Source organism: Paenibacillus oleatilyticus (assembly GCF_018998565.1).
In the GTDB taxonomy this organism is placed as follows: domain Bacteria; phylum Bacillota; class Bacilli; order Paenibacillales; family NBRC-103111; genus Paenibacillus_G; species Paenibacillus_G oleatilyticus.
Window position 1 is genome coordinate 172,085 of sequence record NZ_JAHNZO010000002.1, and the last position, 22,152, is coordinate 194,236.

The window sequence follows — 22,152 nt, forward strand, 5'->3', positions numbered from 1 at the left end:
GTTTCCCGGCTGCGGTTCGATGAATGAGAGAGCAACATAACAAAAACCGCCTTGTGCTATAACTAGGATGAGCAGGGGAACCTGTTAATCGAGCATGAGGGGTTGGAAAATATGGGGAATTTGCAAGGCAAGGCAGCTTTGGTGACAGGAGCAAGCCGGGGGATCGGACGCGGCATCGCGCTGCGTCTCGCGCAGGAAGGGGCATTGGTCGCCGTACATTATGCCAAGAACCGGGAGGCGGCTGAAGAGGTCGTTCGCGAGATTCGGGAAAAGGGCGGGGCGGCTTTTGCGGTTGGGGCGGATTTCAAATCGGCCGACGGCGTATATGAACTGATGGGAACCATGGATGAAGCGCTGCGGGCACGCACGGGCGATAACCGCTTCGATATTCTCGTGAACAATGCCGGAATCGCGCAAACCGCCTTCATTGAGGATTTGACGGAGGAGCTTTTCGAGGAAGAGCTGGCCATCAACGTCAAAGCGCCGCTGTTCCTCATCCGGGAAGCTTTGCCCCGTCTGAATGACGAGGGGCGTATTATCAACATCTCGTCGTCGGTAACGCGGGTGGCTTTTCCCAACCTTCTCGGCTACAGCATGACCAAGGGAGCGATCAACACGATGACCTTGGCCTTAGCCAAACAGTTGGGAGCGCGTAATATCACCATCAATGCGATCATGCCCGGAATCACGGATACGGATATGAACACCGCAACCTTGCAGGACCCGGAGGGGCGGAAATTTGCCGCCGGTCTTTCGGTGTTTGACCGGTGGGGGCAGCCGGAGGATCTTGCGGACGTTGCAGCTTTCCTCGCTTCTCCCGACAGCCGGTGGATTACCGGCCAGTGCATCGATGTCAGCGGAGGCACGCATCTGTAAACATAAAAAAGCCGGTCCAACACGTCCATCCGTGTTATGACCGGCTTGCTATTTTTTTTTAAGCTCCGGCTTGCTGAAGCTTCCGTTCTTCTGCCAGACGGTGGGAGCGGGTGATGCCAAGGGAAGCGGCTGCCGTCAATGCAGCGACGACGACGCCTGCCGCTCCGATCCAGCTTATGGAGGTCAGCGAGGCCTGTTGTACGACGACACCGCCGATCCCTGCGCCGGCAGCCATGGCCAACTGAAGCACCGAGCTGTTCAAGCTAAGCATAATACCGGATGCTTCGGGAGCAAGCGTCATTAAATAGTACTGTTGGGTCGGACCCGACGACCATGCGGAGAAGGCCCAGAGCATGAGCAGCGGGAAGACGGCCGCCGGGGAGTAGGCGGCTAGCGACAGCAGTACGAGAGACGCTGCGTGAAGAAGCATGCCTCCGATCAGCGTACGGGGGACGCCCCATTTATCGGTGCCGTAGCCTCCGAGCTTTGAGCCGATCAGACTGGCGATTCCGAAGGCGAACAGCCCTGCGCTTACGCCTTGCTCGCTCATGCCGGTCACCGTGAGCAGGAACGGCGAAATGTAGGTGTAAGCGATGGAATAGCCGGAAATCCAGAAGAAAGTGACAAGCAAAGCTACGGCGATTCGCGGCTCTTTGATCAGCGCGAGCTGTTTGCGCAGTGGTACCGGTTCCTCACCATCCGTCTGCGGAATCGTCCAGGAGACGGCCAGGATGGCAAGCAGCCCCAACACGCCGATTCCGGCGAAGGTTATCTTCCAGTCGTAAACGGAGGCGACGACCCTCCCGAGAGGGACACCGACGATCAGAGCGGTGCTGAAGCCCATGACGAGCGTCGCGATGGCGCGTCCTTGTCTCTCCGGCGGGGCCAGCTTGGAAGCGACGGTCAAGGCGGTCACGACGAATACTCCGGTGCTGAGCGCGAGAATGATCCGGGAAACGATCAGAAATTCAAATCCCGGCAGCAGCACGGCCATTCCATTTCCGACGACGAAGACGCCGAGGGAGTAGAGCAGCAGCTTGCGCCGCTCCAGACGAGCGGTCGCCGCCATAAGAATAGGGGTCCCAAAGGCATAGGCCAGCGAGAATACGGTAATGAGCTGACCCGCAGCGGACACCGGGACCCCGATATCCGCTGCGACTTTATCCAAAATCCCGGCGATAATAAACTCCGACGTGCCGACAAGAAAACTGACGACGGCCAGCATGTAAATTTTCCACGTGCTTGACATGATGATAGAAACTCCTCTCTCCACTCCATTATTTTTATATTTCTACAAACATAGAAATAAAACCGAAAAAAAACTACTCCAGCAAATACGGCGCATACTTCTGGGCGATTTCGCGATTCACGCTGTAATAAATATACGTGCCGTCCTTGCGGAGCTTGAGCAGGCCGGAATCCGTCAGTTGCTTCAAATGATGGGACAGCGTCGAGCCCGCAACGCATTCGAGCTTGCTTCCGATATCCGAGCAGCACAGATTCCTTTCTTCCGTCAGCAGCAGGGCGATTTTAAGCCGGGTCGGTTCTCCGAGAGCTTTGTATATTTTGACAGCTTGCTGCAGTTCCGCGTTATTATGCTCCATCGTTGCCTCATCCTTGCCCGTGTATTATTTCTATATGTATCGAAATTAAAGTATCATACCTCGCCGCAAATGTAAATAGGAAATTTGACGGGATAAGCGTATTGCATACCGGTCCCGGAAAGGAAACGGAAGAAGGCAGCGCTTACAATCATTTAATATGTCCATGAAATCTTTTGTTTGGCCACTTTACTGCTGCCGCGAACCGGTGTTAGGGTGGAATAGACGAGTCGTTTCTTTTCCATGGATTGGCAGCTGCAGCAATGGCAAGAATGGTACCAGGCCGGAACAAACGAAGAGAGGTGCATTATGTCAGAACGTAAAAAACGGAAAAAAGCTTTCTCTCGCACCGTCACGAAAGCGGTATCAATAGGGTTGACGGCCGTTATGGCGTCCACTCTGATGTTAGGGCCGAAAGCGGCCCTGGCGATGGAAACGCCGAAAGGGCCGGAGCAGCCTTATTTGTACGGCTATAACGCCAAGCAGATTAAGGAATGGACTCCGGAGAACGACCCGTATGCGAAGTATTTTCGTTCCCGCGTTCCGCTAGCGAAGCGGATCGGAGCGTTCCAGCCGACGCAGGCTCATCCGGAATTAACGAGTACGGCCCAAGTGATGAATCTTTCCGCCGACTACGATAAGGAGGAATGGTTCGAGGGGTACCGCTATAACGACAGCTTCAGCCGCAACGTGCTGAAATATTGGCAGTATCAGGACATTTATGCCTCCTGGCACGGCTTGCCGGTTTACGGATCTCCGACCGAAGAGGGCAAGCGGGATTACGGCGTGGTAAACCTGCCCAATCCGGCTTATACCGATGCGGCCCACCGCAACGGGGTTATCAGTCTGGGCGGCTGGTTCTGGCCGCGCAACATCAATTTTGCGGAACTCGTCGAGAAGACGCCGGACGGCAAATTCCCGGTGGCCGATAAGATGATCGAAATGGCGAAATATTTCGGCTTCGACGGATATTTTATTAACCAAGAAGCGACGATCAGCAAGGAGCATGCGGCTCTGCTGATGGAAATGCTGAAATATATGCGCAGCCAAGGCTTGTATATGAGCTGGTACGATAGCTTGACCGTGGACGGCAAGGTCTCCTATGTAAACGGATTCAACAAGGAAAACTCGCCGTGGCTGCTGGACGAGCGTGACGGAAAGCGCGCGAACGACAGCATTTTCATGAACTACGCCTATACGCCGCAAGGCTTGGAGAGCAGCGCGGACCATGCGCGCAAGCTTGGTCTTGATCCGTATGCCTCGCTCTTTGCCGGCATCGAAAACGACAAATTCCGCTTCGACCGCGGTTTGGAGCTGGATGCGATTTTCAAAAACGACGCTTCCCGTACGCCCCGGACGAGCGTAGCGCTTTTCGGCACGGATATGGTCTGGAACAAAGGTCCTAATCCGTTCGATATCCGCATGCAGCCGGAAATCGAGAAGCGCGAACAGGCCTATTGGTCGGGACCGAAGGGCAATCCTGCGGAGAGCGGCCGGGCGGTCGGCACCGAATATGAGAGCTGGCCGGGAATCGCCCATTACATACCGGAGCGCTCCGTTATCGGCTCCTATCCGTTCGTGACCCGCTTCAACAACGGGCATGGACTCGACTTCTTCGTGAACGGCCGGAAGGCCAGCGATACGGAGTGGAACAACATGGCGGCGCAGGATATCCTGCCGACATGGCAGTGGTGGACACAGTCCGCAGGCAAGCCGCTGACGGTCGGATACGACTACGAAACCGCATGGAACGGCGGTTCTTCCTTGAAGGTGGAAGGTACGGTGAGTTCGAGCCATGCTTCGGATATTCATCTGTACAAAACCGAGCTGCCGGTGACCAAAGACGTGGAGCTGTCGCTGACGTACAAATCGGACGTCCAGCTGCCGGACAAGAAAGGCAACGGTCAGGCGCAAGGGCATCTGAAGAAGGCCGCCGACATTCAGGCGCTGCTTACGTTCAAGGACGACCCGCAGCATCCGGCCGCCGTCGATTTGAAAGCCGCACCGAGTGACGATTGGACCACGGCTACGGCCAAGCTGAAGCCGTTCGAGGGACGCACGATCGCAGCAATTAGTCTGCGCGTCAGTTCGCAATCGGCGGATGACGTGCCATTTAAGGCCAACATCGGAGAATTGAAGCTGACGGACGGCAAGAAACCGCAGGCGCCTGCCGCTCCGACGGGCTTCCGGGTCGAGAAGGCGATGTTCGACGACAATCAAGCCGCGATGTTCGTGAAGTGGGACTTCAACGCGAAGCAGCAGGATGTTTGGTATTACGACCTTATGCGCGTGGCAAACGGCAAGCGCGAATGGGTCGGACGGATTTACGACGAAATGTATTACATCAAGTCGCTTCCTCGTCTCGGCGAGAATGAAGTGAAGCTGGAGCTGGTTGCCGTCGGCAAAGACGGAACGGCGAGCGAGCCGCAGGCGCTGACCTGGAAATGGGGAACCGGGGACAAGGTTCAATTCAACAAAGGTCCGGTTGCCGCAGCTTCCATTCATGCGATGCACCTGCAGGACAACAAGCTGACGATGGAAACCGGGTGGACGAACTATGTCAATATCCGCGTCATGCCTTCCACGGCAGCAAATGTAAACGTCACTTGGACATCGAACAACGAGGCTGTCGCCAAAGTGGATGCGCGGGGCAAAGTGACCGCGATAGGCCCGGGCGATGCGGTGTTGACGGCGCAGACAGGTTCGGTCAACGGCCAGCCGGGCGTGAAGACGGAAATCCGCGTGAAGGTTGTGGCGCCGGAAATTCCTCAGAACGGCGTCGTCCTGCAGGCGGAAAAATACGATCAGTCCAACGGCTTGTTCGTGCCGGGTACTTATGTGAACGTCCGCGACTTGAATTTTGCCGATTGGCTGTCGTTTAAAGATGTCGATTTCGGGGCAAAAGGAGCGTCGAAGCTAACGGTCCGGGCGGCCGTTCTGGCGAAGGATACTCGGGTCGAAGTACGCTTGGGCGGCCCGCAGGGCGAGCTCATCGCAGATGTGGCGCTGCCGGTGGACGCGAAGCAACTGGCGCCGTTCTACAAGAACTATACCGTCGATCTGAAAAAGCCCGTTACCGGGAAGCAGAACGTTCATGTGACTTTTAAAAACCCGAACTATACGAAATGGAGCGTCCGCGATAACGGCATCGCCGATGTGGACTGGTTCCAGTTCCAATAGTTCAAGGTAAGCGCGTTTCCTTCAAGCTTGCGGGTACGTTAAGGCCTCTCGTCCTATGCGACGAGAGGCCTTAGAGTGTTGAGAAGGTGGTCATTTACAAAATAGAGAAGCAAACGGAAGTGGATACCCCACCCCTTCGTAACCTCTATTACCTCAGGAATTCAATGAAGCATTTTCTCCGGTTACATTTGATTTACTTCGAGACCAGATAACCACAGGTATTAGCAAAAGGGCAAGTCCTCCGCCAACAAGCGACAAGGTCGCATAGCTTGAATGAGCTACAACCATACCGGATAGCGCGCCGCCCGAGGCCCCGGCAAGTGCAATCAACACATCAATCGTTCCTTGAGTTTTTGCCCTCGTGGTAGGGTCGGTTGAATCTACAATGATGGCTGTCCCGCTGATTAGGCCAAAGTTCCAACCGATTCCAAGCAACGATAGAGCAATAATAAGTACCAACATAGAATCCGGTGGAGCTGCTGCAGCTGTAATGCCTGCAAGCAATAGAACGCCTCCCGAAGCAATCGACATGGCTGTACGACCGATTTTATCAACCAGAACGCCTGTAATGAGCGAGGGGAAATACATCGAGCCGATATGAATTCCGATGACTAATCCTACTTCTCCCAAGCTATGGCCGTGATGCTTCATGTGGATTGGTGTCATTGTCATGATGGCAACCATAACGATTTGGGTTAAAAGCATGACGGTTGCTCCGACAATCAAGCCGCTGTTGCTGCTTTTGGAAACCCTTGTACCCTCATCGGCTCCTTGACCCTGTCCCATGGATTGTTGCGACTTAAACACAGCCTTTGCAACGACGTAGGGATCGGGACGCAGGAAAATAAAGAAGACAATTCCGGCAAGAATATAAGCTGCTGCAGCCAGGATAAACGGGCCTGCAAGCGCTGGAATCCCAATGGAAGTTGCAAAATGGCCTGTAACATCTACCATATTTGGACCTGCAACTGCACCTAAGGTAGTCGAAACCATAGCAATGCTAATTGCTTTTGCCCGCTGATTAGGCATAGCTAAGTCTGTTCCGGCGTAACGGGCTTGTAAGTTTGTTGAGGTTCCTGCACCGTAAATAAGCAGCGATATGAACAGAAGCAGTATACTATGATTTACTGCTGCCCCTATTACTCCTAATGCGCCAAGCCCCCCGGCGAAGAATCCTCCTGCAAGGCCGAGCCTGCGTCCGTAATGCTCTGATAGTCGCCCTACCAATAAGGCGGCCGCAGCAGAACCAAGGGTAATCAAGGCAGAAGGAACCCCCGCCAAGCTTTCTGCTCCCAACATCTCTTGCGCCAGAAGCGCTCCGACGGTTACCCCGGCGGCAAGCCCTGCACCTCCAAAAATTTGGGAAAGGACTACGATGAGGAGGGAACGCTTATACAGTTTCCTTTGCAAATCCGGGGAAGCTATGTATTGGCGAATCAAGCGGTCTTTGATTTGGGGTTCATGCGTCATCGCCTAGAACCACCTTTCTCATTGTTTATTGATTCCTGAATGTTCTATGTAGCGTTTCCATTCGATTACACCTTCTTCCAAACGAGATGCTTTGATTCCCTTGTTTTTTAAAATTTCAACCGCTTGGGCGGACGTGAGACAATAGGGGCCTCGGCAATAAGCAACGATTTCCTTATCCGTTGGCAAGGATGCCAAGTGTTTCTCCAGATCTTCCATGGGTATGGATATCGCGCCTGGAATATGGCCCGTTTCATACTCGTCTTGTGGTCGAACATCTAATAATACAACTTCTCCTTTCTCCATCCGCTCAAGGAGCTCTTCTAAACCGATAGGCTCCATACTCCTATGATTTTGCAATAGTTCGGTTTTAAGCTTCTGCACCTCTATTAATTGCTTTTCGCTAAGACGATGTAAGGACACCATGAAATCGGCTACAGAAAGTCCGGCAATTTCATAAATAACAAAGTTCCCTTGTCTATGGGAACGGACCAGTCTTGATTCATGCAACGTTTGCAGATGTTGAGATACATTCGCAACAGTCATCCCGGTTATTTTAACGAGTTGATCCACAGATTTGGGACCTTGAGAAAGCAAGTCAAGCAATTCCAGCCGTTTGGGACTGGATAAACACTTACCAATACGAGCAAATTCATGATATAACTGATCTTTCCAGATTCGTTCCATGCTCACCATCGTATTGCACCTCAACTATTCAATTGATTTATTGAATAGTTATAATGTAAGGGATCAATTTTGCAGAGTCAAGACTTTGTTTTCATGCTCCAAAATTGCTTTTAATAGCAAGAAAAAAGGGCCTGCAATCTGCCGTATACGGCGGACTGCAGGCTCTTGCATTTTTTCGCTATTCGCTAGCTGGTGGGAATGCCGCGTGCTTTCCAGATCCGGTCGATATCTGAAGCATGCTGGCCGCCGTAAAGCTGGAGATCGGCTTGCTTGATCGCTTTGGCGCCGTCCTTGAAGGTGGCTGTCGGCGTGAGAGAGAAGTGGGATTGGATGATGATTTTGGTGGCTACGTCCCGCCCGAAAGATTGTGCCATATCGTACAATCCACGGGACCAAATTTCGCCGTCTGCGTGCACTTCATTTTGGAGGTCTCGCGGATACACTTTGTTTTCGTCGAGGCGCCGCAGGCATGGCGGATTGCCGCTGGAATACGACGTGGCGTCCCATTCGGCTACGCACGCTTTGCCGAAGCTGGAGGGGGAGGTGGTGTCTTCATAAGTCGCGCCGAGAAAATCGCCGAAGCCTTCGCCCATCGAGCCGCCTTCATGGGAATCGCCGAAGCCCGGCACCTGATTGTCTTGAATCGCATGGCCGTATTCGTGGGCAATGACGCCGGCGTCTTCCGCATCGTCTACCCCGCCGGTACCGAAGGTTAATTCGCCTGTCGACGGCTGATAGTACGAGTTGTCGTCCGGAGACGCGTTGACGTTTACTTTAATGGCACGGTTGTTGACGTTCTTCAAGCCGAGCTGCTGCAAATACCGCTGCAGCGTATCGATGTGGTAATAGGCCATGACGTCCTCGAAGCTGTCGTTAGAACGGGTATAGTTGAATTGGTTGGAGGCCGAATACGTCTTGGCGGCGGAGTTAATGTTGACGTATTGCCCGCGCAGGTAGCCGGAGCCGTCCAAGCCTTGGAGGGTAACGGATTTCAGCTGCTTGGTCAATTCGGAGGAGTCCTTGTCGTTGTTATCTTTGAGGGTGCCGACGGAGCCTTGCGATTCGACAGGGTTGGGGAGGAAAACTTTGCCGGTGCCGTTCACGCGCTGGTTCAAATTCCGTTTGCGCAGCAGCTCACCGCTGCCGGCATGGATGTAGGTTTCCCATGCGCCGTACGGGGCCTTGCTGTGGACGACGACACGGTAGGTAGGCGTAGCGACGCCCTTCTGGATCGTATAGCCGTACTCCTCGGAGGAGGGCGCCCATTCTCCCTGGGCCTGGTCTTCGACGAAGCGGAGCGCCTTGGCCTTCAAATCGCCGGACGGCAGCAGCTGCGACACCTGCTGAACCGTGGTGTAGGGCTCATAGCCGGAGATGACCAAAGGATTATGGAAAGAACGGTCCAGGGTGACGGTTACCTGCCGGTTAAACACCGGGGCGTTGTTCACGATTTGCTGATAACGGACATAATGGCCTGCGTCGGTTTGAATCGTGGTGACATACTTCAAGTCGGACAAATCGGCCTTGAGCTGATACTGCTTGGCGTGCTCCTTCAGATACCGGTCTGCGGCAGCTTTGGCATCGGCGGGCTGCTTCTGCTCGGCGCTGATCGGGGCTTCCGTTTCCGCCATAGCCGTAGGGACCGCCAGGGTGAGTACGATTGCGGCAGCCACCGTACTCCTCCAAAGCTTGTGACGCTTGAACATAAAAACACCTCCATCAAGAATAGGAATGCGTTACGAATTCATTGTATTACTTAATTTGTAATATATGACAGTCATAAGGGGCTTGGAACCTGTCACGATTTAGGCACAGACGGCAGCGTTTGATCCATTGCCTTGGAATAAAAAGGGTGATACAATCAATTTAAACAATGATTAAAACGTTGTTTAAAACGATGATTAACACAATTTGCCGTTTCTGAAGAGGAGGGCGCCTATGCCGCCGGATCAAATGGAAACCAAAGACAAAATTTTGCAAGCGACCTTGGACATGATCAAGAAGGAGGGCTTCGAGAACGTTACGATAAGAAAAATTGCTGCCCACTCGGATACCAATATTGCGCTGATCAATTACTATTTCGGCTCCAAAGAAAAATTAATCAGCGAGGCGATTAAAATGATGCTGCTCGGCTTTCGCGGGACGTTCGATGTGCTGGACGACTCTGCCTTGCCGCCGAAAGAGAGGCTAAAAACGTTTCTGACGCTTTACGTGCAGGTCATTCAGCAGTATCCGGAGCTTGTCTCCCGAATCATCGCCACCGGAACCGCCATGTTCGCATCCCAAATTGAATACGGCGAGTTCCTTCGCGAGATGGGATTTCATAAAATTCAAGCCGTTTTACAGCAGATCACGCAGGAGGACCGTCCGGACAAATTGATGTTGATGATCACGCAGCTGTTCGGCGCAATTTTCCTTCCCGCTCTCATGAAGCCGATTCTCGAATCGGGGGCCGGGGTGAAGATGCTGCCGGTCGGGGAGCAGATCGATTGGTTCTTTGAACGCTATTTTCATGACAAATGAAGAGGACAGGGGAGAGAGCCATGAATTTCTTAAGAAGGTATTGGCAGGACCTGGGGATGCTCGTAGCTCTGGTCGTGTGCATTTACTTGTTCGTGAGCGGAAGCGGGATTCCGAAAATAAACGTGATGCTGTGGCTGAGCTTTATTGCGATTCTGGTGCATCAGTTCGAGGAATACCGCTGGCCGGGCTATTTCGGAGGCTTGTTCAATGCTCTTATTTTTAAAAGCGGACAGCCTGACCGGTATCCGCTGAACCCGCAATCGGCCATGGTTATTAATCTGGTCATCGCCTACGTCTTTTACCTGCTTCCGCTGCTGTATCCGAATGTGATCTGGCTTGGTCTCGCTCCGATGCTTATGGGTTTTTTCCAGTTGATCTGGCACGGCATTTTCGCCAATCTGAAAGGAAGAACGTTCTATAATCCCGGTTTGTTTGCCGTCGTGTTTCTTCATATTCCTGTGGGAGGATGGTATGTCCACCATATCGTGACGCAGGGGCTGGCTACCGTGACAGACTGGATTGCGGGCACCGTTTACTTTGTCATCGCCGTGTATCTTTTGATCATCAAAGGGAATATGTGGCTGAAGGACCCGAACACCCGTTACCGGTTTTCTCTCCAGCAGTTAGGACCCTATAAGCCGAAGGGGATGTAAAGCAAGCGGTGGCGCAGAGCAGGCTCATGCAACTTTTGCGCATGGGCCTGCTTATTTATTTAGAAAAAACCTCAAAAATTGGACCGAACCTGCCGATATAAGCAGTTAGGTTAGGCGGGTTCGCGTTGCGTTCCCCGGGCTGGGCCAAGGGATGGCTTTGGCCGGTCGCAGATCCGGCAATTTTTTCTTCCGATGCCGTTCCGTCCACTTTTGCAGCGCGGTGCTCGCGGCCATGCTGGCTGCAAGGGCGAGCAGCTCCGAAGCGGTTACTTTTCGGACGATCGCGTAGATCCCGGTGCCGGAAATAAACTCAATCACAACGGCCTTCTTGAGATCCGATGCGGATATCGCAAGGAACGGATAGGGGGTGGGTTTGGTTTTTGGGATATGCAAACGTCTGTCCTCCTGCTCTTCGGATATAGCCGGTCTTCGATATAACGTATGGCCGTCGGATTTTGTCCTATGCGGAGGCGGCAAAATAAAAAGCCCGTACTAAATCTTTTTGAGATTTAGCACAGGCTCGCTTGATCGAATGAACTTACTTCATTGAGCTGCCGATAAGACCTATGAACAGAACACCGACGAGCAAATATAAGACAAATCCGATGGCCATCCAGATCAGCCCGGCTTTCGCATAATTCGATTTGCTCGGATTCGCTCCTCCGCCAAAGGCCCATACAAACAGCATAATAAGGTTTACGACGGGAATGATCAAAATCAGCAACGTAACGAGCCAATCTTTCACCGTTATGATCGGCGCGGATTGAGGCTGATTCGCGTAGTTCACGTTCGCCCCGGGATTTACATTTGTGTTCACTTGGAGGTTCCCCCTAAACATATTTTCTTGAGCAATAGACATTTAAGGTGTACGTTAAATATTACAAAAAACTAATATTTTGCCTAATATATTGCTCATATAGAAAATAATATGTTAAATTCCGTATAATTTCAAGATATTTTTTTGTAAAATGTTGTTTAGTGTCATTTCGTGTCGGCGTTCAAACGTTGGTTATGAAGCAAAAAAGCCAAAAACCGCTGCCTCTTGGCCGCGATTCTTGGCGCTTTGTCCTCGGTTCGTAAACATTTGTTAACGTTCCGTAAAGCCGCCAGCCCCCTGATCGAGAGCCATCCGGCTGCATTATTTTTTCTCGAGAGTCAACTGCCAGGAGACGCCGAACTTATCCTGTACCCAGCCGAACTTTTCGCTGAACGGGTAAGCTCCCAGCGGCATAAGAACGAACCCCCCGTCGGACAGCCTGCCGAATACCCGCTCGATCTCCGCATCCGTATCGCATGTTACATATAATGACATGGAAGGGGTAAACGTAAAATTGTGCTTCACGCTGCTATCGATGCACATAAACACTTGTCCGTTCAGTGAAAATAAAGCTTGCACCACGCTTCCTTCGGCACCGGCTTCGTTCGGTCCGTAATGCTGTATGCTGATGATTTCCGATCGGTCAAATAGAGTGATATAGAAGTTCATGGCCTCTTCGGCTTTGCCTTCGAACATGAAGAACGTGGTGATTTTTTGCTTCGCGTTTCCCATTCTAATCCAACTCCTTTATTCAATATACTTGTTCCCATCAGAAGTATTGACGTAAATGTTCCAGATCAGTCATTTAAAATAATAGCAATCCATAAGAAACCAAGGCTTGGTTCGAATGCTAGAATAGAGGAGATTCCAAAAGAGCCTCTTGAATATACCTTGACAGGAATATTCCAATTCGGGTACATTTAATTCATGAATTCGATCTTGAGTGCTCTTGCGGAGCCCAACCGTCTACATATCGTCGAGCTCCTGCGTGACGGACCGCTCACCGTAGGGGAAATCGCCGATCGGCTTGGGCTCCATCAGCCGCAAGCTTCCAAGCATCTCCGCGTCCTTAGCGAAGCGGGACTTGTTGAGATGCAGCCGGTCGCTAACCGCCGGATCTACAGGCTGCGGCCCCAACCGCTCATGGAGCTGGATGCGTGGCTCGCGTCGTTCCGCCGCATTTGGGAGGAAAGGTTCGACCGGTTGGACGAATATTTGCTGGAACTGCAGAAGTCAGAACAGAAGCATGACGACAAACCATAGCCGCGCTGCGTATAGCGGCGTGAGCTGATGGCAAACCGTAGGAGAGGAGGGTCGTTATTTCGTCTCCAGAGACCTGGATGCTTTGGCGCGAGTTAGGCCAGTCAATTACGGGTTTCACGAATGCATCGCAAATTCTCGAAGAGGTGATCGGCCATGGCATTTACAGCAGATAAAGTTTTTATTAATTTACCGGTTAAAGATTTGACCAAATCCGTCGAATTTTTTACGAAGCTCGGCTTTGAATTCAACGCCCAGTTTACCGACGAAAACGCCACTGGTATGATTGTCAATGACAATACGTTCGTCATGCTGCTGGTGGAAAGCTTCTTCAAAACGTTTACGAAAAAAGACATTTCGGATGCCGCCAAAAGCACGGAGGTAATCGTCGCCTTATCCGCCGACAGCCGGGAACAAGTAGACGAACTTGTCCATAAAGCTTTAGCCGCTGGCGGCAAGCCTTCGAACGATCCGGCGGACCATGGCTTTATGTACGCATGGAGCTTCCAGGATATCGACGGTCATCTGTGGGAAGTCATGTATATGGACGCAAGTGCGGTTCAACAAGCGGAATAGGAATAGGAATAGGAATAGCTGCTAAGAACCTCCCACAAATTGGGAGGTTTTTTCATAAGCATGACGCTGTCACGAGCTCATTGAGACGAGAGCTTGCGGCCGGGCGACTATCGCCAGCTGGCGTACGGAAGAAGAGTGTAGTAAGATGACTACAAAAAAGATGCCCAAAGGAGAAGAGCTATGTGCCGAAATATTAAGACGCTGTTCAACTTCGATCCTCCGGCAACCGAGGACGAGATTCAAGCCGCCTCGCTTCAATTCGTAAGGAAGCTGTCCGGCTTCAACAAGCCTTCGAAGGCGAACGAGGAAGCGTTCCAACTGGCCGTCGAGGAAGTCGCTGCGGCTGCCCGGAAGCTGCTGGACTCGCTGGTTACCCAGGCCGAGCCCCGTAACCGCGAGGTGGAAATCGAACGTGCCCGCATTCGATCGGCGAAACGGTTCGGCGTTGGGGAGAAATAAGACCCCGCGGCGAGCGGAGAAGCGGGGATAACATAAACAGCCTCTCAACCCTTAAACGGCGGATTGAGAGGCAATTTGCGTTTTAACAGAACTATTATTTTTTTACAGCATGGATATAATGAATCGTTTCGAATGCAGACAAATAATCCGTCCGCTGACGAAAGAATTGGTCATGGATCGCAGCCGGCGATAAATGTTCATAAATGAGCAAACCCGATTGCTCCAACAGTTTCTCGATTTCGTCATAAGCGAAGCACGATTTCATCGGTTCTCCACTTGCGGCGGCCATTTTCACCATGTTTTCAACCCGATTCGACATCCCTTTTTCTACAAACAGATTTTCGTCCGCATAATCCAAAACGATCGAACTGCCTGCCGGGACTTTGGCAAATAAATGACGGATCAGGCTTGAGATTTCTTCTTTCGTTAAATAATAAGAAACACCCAACAGGCTAAAGAACGTTTTGTGATGTTCAAACCCTTCATCAAATAGATTCTGATAAGCAAACTGACGGGTGAAGTCCATAGGAACAAAATGAAGATGGCCCGGAATGTCAAATTTGGCATGCTCCAACCTTTGCTTTTTCCATTCCTGGGTCGCCGGATGGTCCACTTCAAATATGTTCAAGCTATTTTTCAATTCCGGATGGCGGAAGCCAAAAGTGTCTAACCCGGCTCCGAGGATAACATACTGCTTTAGTCCCAGCTTTACTTCATGAAGCAATACTTTTTCGCAATACGCAGCACGTGCCAGCGGCGTCGGGGAAAGCTGGACTTGGACAATCCATTTTAAAATTTCATCGGGGTCATCCTGAAATTTTTGAGCCATATCTGGATTGAAAAACGGTATGCCTCGAATCATATTTTCTCTGATGTCCGAAAACTCTTTTGGGGAAATAAGGTCGATTGCAAGAAAATCATCGAAAATTTTGGGCGTGTCGTACTGGCTGTGATAGGCTCGACCAAAAGCGGATACGAGGGAAGTTAAACTGGACTCATTCGGCTTCATACAATTATCCTCCAGCATAAACAAAATAAGATTCCCCTGGCCAGGAGAATCTTATTATACACACGATCTATTTAAATGTAAATTATAGCATAAATAAACAATTTTGTCAAGGGTAAAATGCTCATTCCGAACTGCTTGGCAATCTGCTCTAACGCCAGCTTTTAAAAATATGAATTTTATCATTTCCACATTTCTCTTTTTGTTCTTGTTTTTCGAATTACAATAAATGCAGAGGCGGCAATCCAGGTAACGCTGCCATTCGATACAAACGGAGGGGAATGGCATATGAGTTGGAAATGGGGCAAACAACTGCTGCTTTTTGGTTACGAGGAAGCGATGTCTTGCGTGTTTCCCGCTTGCATTTTTCTTTCGTTGGCCTTGTTGAAAATCGCGCCGCTGCCCGGAATGCCGGCTTACGACTGGATGCTCGTCATCTGTATCGCCGTGCAAATCATCATGGTGCGGGCAGGGCTGGAAACGATCGATGAGCTGAAGGTGATCTGCGTATTTCATCTCATCGGACTGGCGCTTGAATTGTACAAAGTACATATGGGCTCTTGGGATTATCCGCAGCCGGGCTGGACCAAAATCGGCGGCGTTCCGCTCTATAGCGGTTTCATGTACGCGAGTGTGGCCAGCTATCTATGCCAAGCCTGGCGCAGGCTTCACATCCGTCTGGACCGGTGGCCTTCTTCCGTCTGGACGGTAACGCTAGGGGCGGCGATCTACTTGAATTTTATGACCCACCATTTCATCCCCGATTTGCGCTGGCTGCTTGCGGCTCTGTTGTTTGTGGTGTTTTTCCGCACGACGCTGTATTTCAAGGTGGGAGATAGCCTGTACCGGATGCCGCTCACGCTTGGTTTTGCGCTTGTCGGCTTCTTCATCTGGATCGCCGAAAATATCGGAACTTGGCTGGGGGCATGGCGCTACCCCCACCAACAAAACGGCTGGAGTATGGTGTCGTGGAGCAAGTTCAGCTCCTGGTTTCTGCTGGTCATCGTCAGCTTTATTATTGTCGCCCAATTGAAGCATGTAAAGGAGCTCCGCCCAAAAAAGAAGGCTACCGATACGAGCATGCGGCACAAAAGGTAGAGGAGGGTCAGCCTGCTTTCAGCACCATCCGCTCGGAAAGCGGGTCCCAAGTCATGTTCAGCCCGCTGAGCTCGTTGAATGCGTCCAGGGATAAATAAAGCGTGCCTTTCTCGACATGGACGGCATAGGCTGCCGCTCGACCATTCAGTGTCGCGCTGCCGTCTTTCAGGTTCACGAGAATCGTTGTGCCGCCTTTGACAATCCGCACGGTGCCGGAATTCGCGTCCCAGTCTGCGGATGCGCCCAGCTTCGCGGCGAGCGCCTTGGCCGGGTAGACGACCGATCGATCGGACGTTATCTTGAACTTGGGATACCAGTACTTGGCCTGCAGCCCGGCGGTTGCGGCATCGAGATCGACGCCGATCGTTTGGGCGCCGGCTTTGGCGATGTCCGTATTGTCGATTTTTCCCTTCACCAGCTCGGCAATCGGCCCGTAGGCCCAGACGCCCACGTCCACCCCGGAATGCCCGTGGCCGGACCATCCGACCAGCAGCCGCTTGGAGATAACGGCGTTATAAGCGCCTTCCCGCTCATAGTCCGTCCCGTCGCCTTTCAGAATGAAACGGGCCTCCTCGTCGCTGAGATCCGCAATCGATGTGTTCGTTTGAACGAGCTGCCTAATTTCCTCCGGCGTTCGGGCTTGCTCAAGCGCTGCATTCAGCGCCTGGGAAGATTGCTTTGGCCGGTTCCAGAGGTCGATATTTAACTCGTACCTGTTATCCCGGCCCAGAGACAGACCGCCTGTCTCATGGTCTGCGGTTACGACGACGGAGGTGCTACCGTCTTTTTTGGCGAAATCCATCGCCGTCTTCACAGCCGCGTCGAAGTCCAGCACTTCCTTGACCATGGTCGGCAAATCGTTGGCATGCGCGGCGTGGTCGATCCGGCCGCCTTCGATCATGAGCACGAAGCCTTCGGGCTTGGCCGAAAGCAGCTCGATGGCTTTTCCCGTCAGATCGGTCAGGCTAGGGGAAGAGCTATCGCGGTCGATGGCGTAGTCGAAGTGCGACCGGCTGAACAGGCCGAGCACTTTGTCGTGCCCTGGGGTCAGCGCCTGAAGTCCGGTCCGATCTTTAACGACGGAATAGCCTTTGGCCTCGAAATCAGGAACGATCGTTTGGTCCGGACGTTTTCCGCCGGCATCCTTTCCGGTAAAATAATCCTCGCCTCCGCCGAGCAAAACATCAACGCCGCTTTCCAGCATTTGCGAAGCGATGGCCGCTTCGTTCTTGCGGCTGCGTACGTGGGAAGCGAACACGGCCGGCGTTGCGTGCGTGATTCTTACCGTCGAGACGAGTCCCGTCGCTTTACCTTTCGCTTCCGCGGCTTCAATCACGGAGGCGTAGGGCATAGCCACCTCTTCATTGGAGAGACTGACCGCGGAATTGTACGTTTTGCGGCCGGTGGCCAAAGCGGTTCCCGCGGCTGAGGAATCGGTAATCATGCCGGATTCGACGGTTCCGTCCGCTTCCCCGCGTTCCGAAAACGTACTGGCCTGGCCGACATAGTACCCGTCCAAATGCAAGCTCTCCGCTCCCAGAATGGCTTTGGAATAAAGCCGCGCGGCCGTAACCTGAGCAGGGCCCATACCGTCGCCGATCAGCACGATCAGGTTTTTGGACCGCGGTTTCGCTGCCTCATTCCCAGCGTGTAGTGAAGCCGGGATCAGGCTGCTTAATAAAAAGGATGCAATAATAAGACGTGCGGCTTTTTTCTTCATCATCAATTCCTCCCATCGGTATATAAATATCCCAACTTATAATAGTATAAGTAAAATTATGTAATTCGTAAAATGTTTAGGAAAATTAAATCCGAGCTGCACATACGGAAGTGGGGGATATCCCGTAAGAGTTTACTCGGCGGTGTTTTTTCTTTTAGGCTCTGGTATTACACCTCCATCGAATGGAAATAAATGAAGCATAACGAAAAGCTGGAGGTTTCGTATGATCGAAGGGACCAAGCCGCCAAGCGATAACCCTCAATTTGACAAAAGCGACGCCCGATCTTTCGTCGATCTGCTGATCCATACGATTGGAAATCCGCCCGATCTCGTTTATCAATCGTTTACCTTCGGCCCGAACCTGGAAGGCACCTATTTATTTATTGAAACTTTGGCGGATAAGAGAAAAATCGAAGATAACGTTCTTCGTACGTTTGCCGGGGAGACGTTGTCTGCCGCTTGGGACGGCGAGTCAGAGCTTGGAGCACTGCTATCGCGCAGGATACCGGTTGCCGCGATATCGGCCTCGTCCGAATTGAAGTCATGCGCGCAAAGTCTTCTGGACGGAAAGTGTCTGCTCGTCATCCCGGAATCGGAGCATGTGCTCGTGCTCGATACGGCGAAATTTTACCAGCGTACCGTGACCGAGCCCAAGATGGAAAACACCGTACAAGGGCCGCACGAAGCGTTTATCGAGGACATTGCGACGAATGTCGGCTTGATCCGCAAAAGAATCCGTACGACCGCTCTACGTTTCGAGTCATTGCAGATCGGCACGGCAACCGAAACCAAAGTGCTTATCGTCTATATGAAGGATCTTGCACCGGAGGAAGTGATTAGCGAGTTCCAGCGAAGAATCAGGTCGATGCATACGGATAGTATTCTGGACAGCACTTATGTGGAGGAATGGATTCAGGATAAAACGTTGACCATCTTTCCGACCTTAATGAGAACGGAACGGCCCGACGTCGCGGCATCTCATCTGCTGGAAGGAAGGGTCGCGGTCATGGTGGACGGCAGCCCGCTGACGCTGATCGGCCCCTTCACGTTTATGCAATACTTTACGTCTCCCGAAGATTATTACCAGAGAGCGGATATCGCGACCTTCTTGTTATGGATCCGGTTCTTGGCGTTCCTGCTTGCCATATCCGTTCCATCGCTTTACATCGCCGTAACTTCTTACCATCAAGGGCTGCTTCCGCCTGCGCTGCTGATCAATATTTCCGCACAGCGGGAAGGGGTACCGTTTCCCTCTTACATGGAGGCGTTTCTCATGATGCTCATCTTTGAAGTGCTGCGCGAGGCGGGCCTGCGCATGCCGCGGATTGCCGGTCAAGCGATATCGATCGTCGGAGCGCTCGTGTTGGGCGAAGCGGCGGTCAATGCCGGCCTCGTATCGGCAGCGATGGTCATTGTGGTAGCCGTTACCGCGATTGCCAATTTTGTCGCTCCTTTCTACAACTTCGGGATTGCGCAGCGGTTTCTGCAATACGGATATATGATTTTGGCCGGGTTTATGGGGGGCTTCGGCATTTTATGCGGAGTGCTGTTCACGCTCGTTCATCTGGCTTCGCTCCGGTCGTTCGGCGTTCCTTACTTGGCTCCGGTTGCGCCGACGTTCTTCTCGGACTGGAAGGACATCTTGGTCCGGGTGCCGCGGCCGTGGATGACGACATTTCCCCGCATGAACGACGCCAAACGGAAAAAAAGGTGAGCTGCATGATGCTTCAAACATTCGTTCGTGCAGGAAAGCTGCTGGCGCTGGCGGCGGCCTGCTGCAGTCTTGCGGGCTGCTGGGATATGGTTGAGGTCAATCAGCTCGCCATTGTAGACTTGGTCGGAATGGACAGGGAGCCCGGTAACGGGAAATACACGACGTACTATCAAGTGATTAACCCTCCGGGAATCGCCATACAAAAGGGAGCGGGCATCAAAGCTCCGGTATATACGTACAAGGTTGAAGGATTCTCCGCAGTGGAGTTGGCTGAAAAAACGTTCGATATTGTTCCGAGGCGGCCTTTCTATGATCACTATCAAGCGCTGATTGTGTCCGAACGGTTTGCAAAAGAAGGATTAAGAGAAATGCTTAATTTTCTTGAGAAACGGCCCGATCGAAGGGCTACGATTCATTTGCTCGTCACGGATTCGCCGCTCTCGGATATGATGAAGACTTATATTCCGCTTGAAAGACTGCCGGGCCGGACCGAACGTTCGATGATTGAGTTTCAATCCAAATACTCCGGTCGGGAAAGTAAGCGATCCCGCATGAAAGATTTGGTCGAGAACATGGAAAGCTCCATACTAACGGTCCTGCCGATCGTAAGTTTATCCGGAACCAAGCCGATGCCGACCACCAAACGGTACGAACAAATCGATGCCAATCAAGGGAACTACGTCATGAAGGGTGCCGCCGTATTCAAGCACGATCGGATGATCGGGCGGCTGGAACCGTCCGATACGTCTTGGTTTTATTTATTGGACGGGCGGATTGGCGTGTTGAACGAATCGATGATAATCAACGGGGAGCGCGTCGATCTTCAAGCTCCGAAGCCTGAGGTCCGCCGGCAGCTGACGGCAGTGTCCGGTAAACCGGTATTGAAAATGGATATTTATGCGCAGGCGCAGATTTACGACAACGATCAGAATGTAAAATTAACCGAACAAAATTTGGCTGAGATTAAAGCGCAGTTTAACGAGCAAGTGAAGAAAAAAGCTTCCGAGTTTTATGAGAAAACAAAACGGCTCGGGTGGGACCTGCTCGGAATCGAAGCGCAAATCAAGCGCAAATCGGGTAAAGAATGGGCGGATATCAAGAAGGAGGAAGGGGCTTGGAAAAAAACGGAGCTTCAGCTTGCCGTCCATTGCACCATCCGAACCATCGGCACGACCATCGATCCGTATAAAGAGAAGAGGGGATAGCGCTGGAGAATGCTCGCATCGGCGGTTGGCAGTTTTTTTTGCTGGTGTTTAACTTTACGATAGGCACCGCTTTTTTTCTTCGACCGGGCGGGATGATTGCCGCGGCCAAGCAGGATGCTTGGCTTGTGCCGCTGTGGGCGGGGGCTGCCGTCCTCTTGGTCGCTTGCCTGTGGCTCGTTCTGGCGAAAGGAAATCCCGGGCTGAGCATCGTCCAGATTTGCCTCAAGGCGGCGGGAAATAAAATCGGCGGGTTTATCGCGCTTTTGTATATCTCGTTTTTTATCCAGACCGCAAGCTGGGTGACCCGTAATTTGGGGGACTTTATGAAATCGACCCTGATGCCGAATACGCCGATTTCCGTATTTCACTTTATGTTTTTGATCGTGGCGTGCTATGCGTCCGTCAAAGGGGTGGAGAGCATCGCGCGGGTCAACGAGCTTCTAAGCCCTGCGGTCGTTTTCATGCTGGTCGCCATCTGCTTGTTTGCGATGTCCGAATGGAAGTGGGAACGCTTCGAGCCCATGTTTCGGTTAAACGTGTGGGAGACGATGAAGGAGACAAGAGCTATTATCGGGTTCCCGTTTCTCGAAGTCATCACCTTGACGATGCTGGTTCCTTATGTGAAGAGCAGGGTCAAGACCGCATTGCTGCTTGGCATCGGACTGGCGACCCTTTTCCTGAGCGGAATTATTTTTGTGACGATCGGCGTGCTTGGCGTGACGCGGGCTTCCCATTTTACGTATCCGCTGTTTATTATCGCCCAAGAGCTGCGGATTGCGGAATTTATCGAACGCGTGGAAACGACGATCGTGATCGTCTGGCTCGTATGGATATTCGTCAAGCTGTGCATCACGTATCATTGCACGGTGACCGGCATCTGCCAATTGTTTCGGCTGAGCGACCGAACATGGATCGCCATTTCGCTCTTACTATTGGTATCCGGCTTTGCGATTACGTTCAGCGAGAACGTCGTAGAAAATATCGAGTGGGATAGGCGGTATATTTTTCAATACACCAGTCTTTACGGAGTCGTGTTCCCCATCCTGCTTATTATTCTGACCCGGATTCGCAGAAACCGGAACAAAGACGGGGGAGGGCCCCTGTGATCTGGTTCATCGTAGGCTTCCTCGCAGCGCTCGGAGTTGGCCTTGCTATGATGCTGCGCAGCCATAAATCGATAAAGGAAATCGGACTGTTCGTCACCTTGTCCTGCTTTGGCTGCATCGTATGGATAAGTATTTTTGTCCATCACAAAATCAATCCGCTCCGGTGGCTTGGCTGGCTGCTCGACCGGGCAGGCCTATAGGCGC

Annotated in this window: 22 protein-coding genes; 12 read left to right on the forward strand and 10 right to left on the reverse strand. The window is 52.1% G+C overall.

Going from position 1 to position 22,152, the window contains the following annotated elements:
* Positions 1-111 precede the first annotated feature (111 nt).
* Positions 112-876, forward strand: coding sequence for an SDR family oxidoreductase (locus KQX66_RS03980; protein WP_216790027.1), 765 nt, complete (start codon positions 112-114; stop codon positions 874-876).
* A 58-nt stretch (positions 877-934) separates the two neighbouring features.
* Here the strand turns inward: KQX66_RS03980 and KQX66_RS03985 are convergent, their stop codons facing one another.
* Both KQX66_RS03985 and KQX66_RS03990 read right to left on the reverse strand, forming a co-directional pair.
* The gene (locus KQX66_RS03985) at positions 935-2,125 is read right to left on the reverse strand and encodes an MFS transporter (RefSeq protein WP_216790029.1); all 1,191 of its coding nucleotides are present in this window, start codon (positions 2,123-2,125) and stop codon (positions 935-937) included.
* A gap of 73 nt (positions 2,126-2,198) precedes the next feature.
* Positions 2,199-2,480 carry an ArsR/SmtB family transcription factor gene (locus tag KQX66_RS03990; RefSeq protein ID WP_054972161.1) on the reverse strand — a complete coding sequence of 94 codons (282 nt, stop codon included), beginning with the start codon at positions 2,478-2,480 and terminating at the stop codon, positions 2,199-2,201.
* Between the two features lie 306 nt (positions 2,481-2,786).
* Here KQX66_RS03990 and KQX66_RS03995 point away from each other — a divergent pair, with 306 nt between their 5' ends.
* The gene (locus KQX66_RS03995) at positions 2,787-5,657 is read left to right on the forward strand and encodes an endo-beta-N-acetylglucosaminidase (RefSeq protein WP_253956901.1); all 2,871 of its coding nucleotides are present in this window, start codon (positions 2,787-2,789) and stop codon (positions 5,655-5,657) included.
* A 153-nt stretch (positions 5,658-5,810) separates the two neighbouring features.
* Here KQX66_RS03995 and KQX66_RS04000 read toward each other — a convergent pair whose 3' ends face one another.
* The 3 genes from KQX66_RS04000 to KQX66_RS04010 form a co-directional block, all read right to left on the reverse strand.
* Entirely contained in the window at positions 5,811-7,127 is a 1,317-nt protein-coding gene (locus tag KQX66_RS04000) for an MFS transporter (protein ID WP_216790033.1), read from the reverse strand.
* Between the two features lie 18 nt (positions 7,128-7,145).
* Positions 7,146-7,811: an ArsR/SmtB family transcription factor gene (locus tag KQX66_RS04005; protein ID WP_216790479.1), complete on the reverse strand. Its 666-nt coding sequence runs from the start codon at positions 7,809-7,811 to the stop codon at positions 7,146-7,148.
* 185 nt (positions 7,812-7,996) lie between these two features.
* A complete protein-coding gene (locus KQX66_RS04010; RefSeq protein ID WP_216790035.1) occupies positions 7,997-9,517 on the reverse strand; it encodes a M36 family metallopeptidase in 1,521 nt (506 codons plus the stop codon).
* 232 nt (positions 9,518-9,749) lie between these two features.
* On the opposite strand from KQX66_RS04010, the gene KQX66_RS04015 reads away from it, so the two are divergent.
* Positions 9,750-10,334: a TetR/AcrR family transcriptional regulator gene (locus KQX66_RS04015; protein WP_216790038.1), complete on the forward strand. Its 585-nt coding sequence runs from the start codon at positions 9,750-9,752 to the stop codon at positions 10,332-10,334.
* A gap of 20 nt (positions 10,335-10,354) precedes the next feature.
* Entirely contained in the window at positions 10,355-10,987 is a 633-nt protein-coding gene (locus tag KQX66_RS04020) for an HXXEE domain-containing protein (protein WP_216790040.1), read from the forward strand.
* 105 nt (positions 10,988-11,092) lie between these two features.
* Here KQX66_RS04020 and KQX66_RS04025 read toward each other — a convergent pair whose 3' ends face one another.
* The 3 genes from KQX66_RS04025 to KQX66_RS04035 all read right to left on the reverse strand — a co-directional run bounded on the left by KQX66_RS04025 (position 11,093) and on the right by KQX66_RS04035 (position 12,536).
* The gene (locus KQX66_RS04025; protein ID WP_216790042.1) at positions 11,093-11,380 is read right to left on the reverse strand and encodes a hypothetical protein; all 288 of its coding nucleotides are present in this window, start codon (positions 11,378-11,380) and stop codon (positions 11,093-11,095) included.
* A 145-nt stretch (positions 11,381-11,525) separates the two neighbouring features.
* Positions 11,526-11,804 carry a hypothetical protein gene (locus KQX66_RS04030; protein ID WP_216790045.1) on the reverse strand — a complete coding sequence of 93 codons (279 nt, stop codon included), beginning with the start codon at positions 11,802-11,804 and terminating at the stop codon, positions 11,526-11,528.
* A 321-nt stretch (positions 11,805-12,125) separates the two neighbouring features.
* Entirely contained in the window at positions 12,126-12,536 is a 411-nt protein-coding gene (locus KQX66_RS04035; protein WP_216790047.1) for a VOC family protein, read from the reverse strand.
* Positions 12,537-12,731: 195 nt separating this feature from the next.
* Between KQX66_RS04035 and KQX66_RS04040 the strand changes: the two genes are divergently transcribed.
* The 3 genes from KQX66_RS04040 to KQX66_RS04050 all read left to right on the forward strand — a co-directional run bounded on the left by KQX66_RS04040 (position 12,732) and on the right by KQX66_RS04050 (position 14,099).
* A complete protein-coding gene (locus tag KQX66_RS04040) occupies positions 12,732-13,067 on the forward strand; it encodes an ArsR/SmtB family transcription factor (RefSeq protein ID WP_216790050.1) in 336 nt (111 codons plus the stop codon).
* Positions 13,068-13,220: 153 nt separating this feature from the next.
* Positions 13,221-13,640 (forward strand): VOC family protein, encoded by a 420-nt coding sequence (locus KQX66_RS04045; RefSeq protein ID WP_216790052.1) that lies wholly within the window; start codon positions 13,221-13,223, stop codon positions 13,638-13,640.
* Between the two features lie 180 nt (positions 13,641-13,820).
* Entirely contained in the window at positions 13,821-14,099 is a 279-nt protein-coding gene (locus KQX66_RS04050) for a DUF2277 domain-containing protein (protein WP_216790055.1), read from the forward strand.
* 94 nt (positions 14,100-14,193) lie between these two features.
* Here KQX66_RS04050 and KQX66_RS04055 read toward each other — a convergent pair whose 3' ends face one another.
* A complete protein-coding gene (locus KQX66_RS04055; RefSeq protein ID WP_216790057.1) occupies positions 14,194-15,108 on the reverse strand; it encodes a class I SAM-dependent methyltransferase in 915 nt (304 codons plus the stop codon).
* A 285-nt stretch (positions 15,109-15,393) separates the two neighbouring features.
* On the opposite strand from KQX66_RS04055, the gene KQX66_RS04060 reads away from it, so the two are divergent.
* Positions 15,394-16,203 (forward strand): DUF817 domain-containing protein, encoded by an 810-nt coding sequence (locus KQX66_RS04060; RefSeq protein ID WP_216790059.1) that lies wholly within the window; start codon positions 15,394-15,396, stop codon positions 16,201-16,203.
* A 7-nt stretch (positions 16,204-16,210) separates the two neighbouring features.
* Here KQX66_RS04060 and KQX66_RS04065 read toward each other — a convergent pair whose 3' ends face one another.
* Positions 16,211-17,926 (reverse strand): alkaline phosphatase, encoded by a 1,716-nt coding sequence (locus KQX66_RS04065; protein ID WP_216790061.1) that lies wholly within the window; start codon positions 17,924-17,926, stop codon positions 16,211-16,213.
* 220 nt (positions 17,927-18,146) lie between these two features.
* Between KQX66_RS04065 and KQX66_RS04070 the strand changes: the two genes are divergently transcribed.
* The 4 genes from KQX66_RS04070 to KQX66_RS04085 are packed head-to-tail and all read left to right on the forward strand — an operon-like array spanning position 18,147 to position 22,148.
* A complete protein-coding gene (locus tag KQX66_RS04070) occupies positions 18,147-19,637 on the forward strand; it encodes a spore germination protein (protein ID WP_216790063.1) in 1,491 nt (496 codons plus the stop codon).
* A gap of 5 nt (positions 19,638-19,642) precedes the next feature.
* Complete coding sequence (locus tag KQX66_RS04075) at positions 19,643-20,842, forward strand: Ger(x)C family spore germination protein (protein WP_216790066.1); 1,200 nt, start codon at positions 19,643-19,645, stop codon at positions 20,840-20,842.
* 17 nt (positions 20,843-20,859) lie between these two features.
* Complete coding sequence (locus KQX66_RS04080; RefSeq protein ID WP_308647116.1) at positions 20,860-21,948, forward strand: GerAB/ArcD/ProY family transporter; 1,089 nt, start codon at positions 20,860-20,862, stop codon at positions 21,946-21,948.
* Complete coding sequence (locus KQX66_RS04085; protein ID WP_216790068.1) at positions 21,945-22,148, forward strand: hypothetical protein; 204 nt, start codon at positions 21,945-21,947, stop codon at positions 22,146-22,148. Before KQX66_RS04080 ends, KQX66_RS04085 begins: the two co-directional genes overlap by 4 nt.
* The last annotated feature ends 4 nt before the right edge of the window (positions 22,149-22,152 follow it).